Raw genomic sequence first — 1,460 nt, forward strand, 5'->3', positions numbered from 1 at the left:
GGCTCCGAGCCGCCGCTCGTCTGCGCGGCCGGCGGCTCCATCACGTCGACGCCGGCGTCGAACGCGAAAGCCTGGGTCTGGACGCCTTGCGGCGGCTGCGGATGGGGCTGGACGAAGGATTCGGGCGCGGGCTGAGGCGTGGGCGCGGGACGCGTCGCGGCTGCGAGGGCGCCGGGCTGACCTGTGCGCTTGCCGAACACCCCTTAGGACTTCTTCTTGAACAGGCCGGAGAACATCGACTTGCCGGTCGTCTTCGCCGCCTTCGGACCGGCCAGCTGGGGAATCTCGCGGCGCGAGACGATCTGGGCCAGGGTCTGGAAGGCTTCGGCGGCCTTGGACTTGTTGGCGGCGTCCAGGATCATCTGGCCGTTGTTGGCCGCCGCGCCGAACACCTTCGGATCGAAGGGGATCAGCAGGCTGGGGTGGACGCCCAGGGCGTTGCCGAAGTCCTTGGCCGGGATTTCCGGACGGCCCGGCACGCCGACCTGGTTCAGCACCAGCCGAGGCGGTGCGTCGTTGGGGCGGCCCTGCCGGATCAGATCGATCATGTTCTTGGCGTTGCGTAGCGACGCCAAGTCCGGCGTGGCCACCACGACGACCTCGTCGGCGGCGATCAGGGTGCGGCGCATCCAGCCGGACCACAGGTGCGGCAGATCCAGCACCACGAAAGGCGCCGTCGAGCGGATCTGGGTGGTCACCTCCTCGAAGGCGTCGGGCGTGATCTCCCAGTCGGCGTCCAGCGTCGCCGGCGCGGCGAACAGCGACAGCTTGTCGGTGCAGCGGACCATCATCCGGTCCAGCAGGACGGGATCGAGGCGGTCGGGTTGGGTCAGGGCGTCGGCGACGCCGTTCAGCGGATCCTGGTTGAAGTCCAGGCCGGCGGTGCCGAACGGCAGGTCATAGTCGACGATCACCGTATTGGCGCCGATGCGCTCGCTCATCGCATAGGCGGTATTGTGGGCGACCGAGCTGGCGCCGGAGCCGCCCCGCGCCCCGACGAAGGCGATGGACCGACCCACGAACGGCTGGGCGGGATCGGCGAACAGGCCGCCGATCGCCGAGATCAACTGCAGCGGTTGGATCGGGGCGACCAGATACTCGCTGACGCCGCGCCGCATCAGCTCGCGGAACAGGAGGATGTCGTTGGTGGCGCCGATGACCACGACCTTGGTGCCGGAATCGCAGACCTCGGCCAGCTGATCGACTTCCCAAAGAAGGGTCTGGGGGTCCTTCAGGCATTCGACCACGATCAGCGGCGGCGTGGGCTCGTGCTGATAGGTCTCTACCGCCGCGGCGACGCCGCCGACCCGGATCTGGGTAGTCGCGCGCGAGAGGCGGCGGTCCTGGCCCGCCCGCTCCGCGGCGGCCAGGGTGTCCTGACGTTCGGCGAAGACGTGGATCGCGATCGCGGCACCGACACCTCGGCCGCATGGCCGCCGACGTCGGCGGCGAGAAGGCCG

At 69.7% G+C, this 1,460-nt stretch carries 1 protein-coding gene and 1 pseudogene; both read right to left on the reverse strand.

Annotated features, from left to right (window positions below; all coding sequences use genetic code 11):
* Positions 1–200: pseudogene (locus tag AC2W7C_RS17855) on the reverse strand (CpaF family protein); the annotation flags it as partial.
* Between the two features lie 3 nt (positions 201–203).
* Positions 204–1,460 (reverse strand): CpaE/TadZ family protein (locus AC2W7C_RS17860; protein ID WP_486002563.1); only part of this gene is annotated, 1,257 nt, incomplete at its 5' end.

Source organism: Brevundimonas sp. CURTG3B2_SDJG (assembly GCF_057364705.1).